The organism is Pseudomonas sp. EL_65y_Pfl1_R83, from assembly GCF_963970695.1.
GTDB lineage: Bacteria > Pseudomonadota > Gammaproteobacteria > Pseudomonadales > Pseudomonadaceae > Aquipseudomonas > Aquipseudomonas tritici.
In genome coordinates this window covers 1-1,984 of record NZ_CAXAQI010000038.1, presented here as the reverse complement: position 1 = coordinate 1,984, position 1,984 = coordinate 1, and the positions used below count along the sequence as shown (strand labels likewise).

The following is a 1,984-nucleotide window of genomic DNA, read 5'->3' as shown; positions in this document are numbered from 1 at the left end:
CGGCATACGCGAGCCCTGGATGACCCCGCACGCCTGCCGGCACACGCACGCGACACGCATGTGGGAGGGCGGCATGCGCGAGCTCGCCCTCATGCGCAGGCTTGGTCACGCCTCCCCCGAGTCCACCCGCATCTACACGCGCGTGTCCGACCCGGCGGTCGTCGCCGAGTACCGCCGCGCGCTTGGCCTCGATGTGTCAGCGCCATGAGGGCCGGACCGATCTCTGCCGCCGCAGCAGCGATCGGCGAGCACCCGGCCGCACCAGTGATCGCTCAGCACTGCGGCGAGGCAGAGTACGCCGCGCACGTCGCGGGTGTGGATATCTGCGATATGTACAAGCGCCAGCTGCGGCAGATCCACCGCCGCTTCCGCACACAGTGGCCCGATCTTCGCGACTGGCTCGCTGCGCCACTGCCCGAGCGCGTCGGCCGCCTCGATGGCGAGCGGCGGCAAGCGTCGAGCCACAAACTTTCCTATCAAGCGCGCCCCTACATCCACTTTCTCGCGTTCACCGACAGGCTGCGCATCGACTACCCATGGCTGCTCGCCGTTGGCAAGACACGTCCGTCGGTTGTGCTCGACCGGCTGTGCATCGACCTCGGCATCGACCGCCTTGCCGACGAGGGTGAAGCCCTCGGCTTTAATCGCTCGTCGATTCGGCTTTCCATGACCTGGATGCTGCCGCGCATCGCCATGCACGAGGGCGTGCGCTCGCCCGACCTGCTGCGGCCCGAGCATATCGACCGGCTGCTCGCCGCCGTCCGCGACTTCGCCTCGCATCCCGACCTGCCGGTCTTCTTCGGTGCGCGCGAGCGCTACGGTCCGCAGTTCGCCAAAAGCTGGATCACGCATGCCAGCCAGCTCGGCACCATCCTCTACCATCGTGGCCAATCGAGCCGGCAGCCGCGCAAGTTCATGCCAGCCTACGCCTCGCACCCGCTGCTGCCGTCTGCGATGTGGGCACTCGTCCAGCGCTGGCTCGCAGCGCGCGCGTCGCAGCTGCGCCCCAGCACGGTTTACCACCACGAGATCGCGCTCAGGCGCTTCCTCGAGCACCTGGGTCGCGTCGCGCCCCAGGTCTGCCGCTTCGAGGATGTGACGCGCGAGCACGTCGAGAGCTTCTTTCGCGCGATGATCGACGAGCCGAGCGCAGGCAGCGGCGTGCCCTTGTCTCTCATCACACGGCGCAACCGCACGAACTCGCTTGCGCTGTTTTTCCGCGATACCGTCGCTTGGGACTGGGAAAGCGCGCCGCAGCGCCAACTCGTCGATTGCCGCGACAAGCCGCCGCACCTCGAGCGCGTGCCCCGCTATATCCCCGAGGAAGAGCTAGCCCGCGTGATGAGCGGCATTCGTGCGCTGGTTTGCCCACTCCAGCGTGCGGCGCTGCTGACGCTGCGCTGGTCGGGCGCTCGACGCGGCGAGGTGCGTCGCCTCGCACTCGATTGCCTCGACCGCTACCCCGACGGCACCGCGCGGCTGCGCATTCCTGTCGGCAAGACCGGCCGCGAGCGGATGGTGCCGCTCCATGAAGAGGCGGCCGACGCGCTCCAGGCCGTGGTGGAAGCACGCCGGAGAGGGCGCGACCGCGCAATGGTCGACGAGCGGACCGGTGACCGACTACGCTTTCTCTTCGTAGATCACGGCAAGTTGTTATCCGAATACTACCTCTTTGAAACGCCGCTGGGCGAGGCGTGCCGGGCGGTTGGCTTGGTCGATGCACGAGGCCGCCATACCGTCACTGCACACCGCTTCCGCCACACCCTCGGAACGCAGCTCGCCGAGCGCGGCGCGAGGCTTGATACGATCATGAGCGTGCTCGGCCACGAGAGCCCGGCGATGTCGATGGTCTACGCAAGGATCTCCGATCCCGAGGTGCTGCGCGACTACCGTGCGGTGCTCGGGCCGGGTGCGGTCATCGCCGGACCTGGCGCCGAGGCTCTGCGGACCGGGCGGCTGACAGCGGGCGCGGTCGATTGGTTGC

2 protein-coding genes are annotated in these 1,984 nt (G+C 68.3%); both read left to right on the top strand.

The annotated features are described in order from the left end of the window. The coding region (locus AACY08_RS27420; RefSeq protein WP_339472251.1) for a tyrosine-type recombinase/integrase at positions 1-208 on the top strand (208 nt) is incomplete at its 5' end. Then, the coding region (locus AACY08_RS27415) for a tyrosine-type recombinase/integrase (RefSeq protein WP_339472249.1) at positions 205-1,984 on the top strand (1,780 nt) is incomplete at its 3' end. The genes AACY08_RS27420 and AACY08_RS27415, both read left to right, overlap by 4 nt.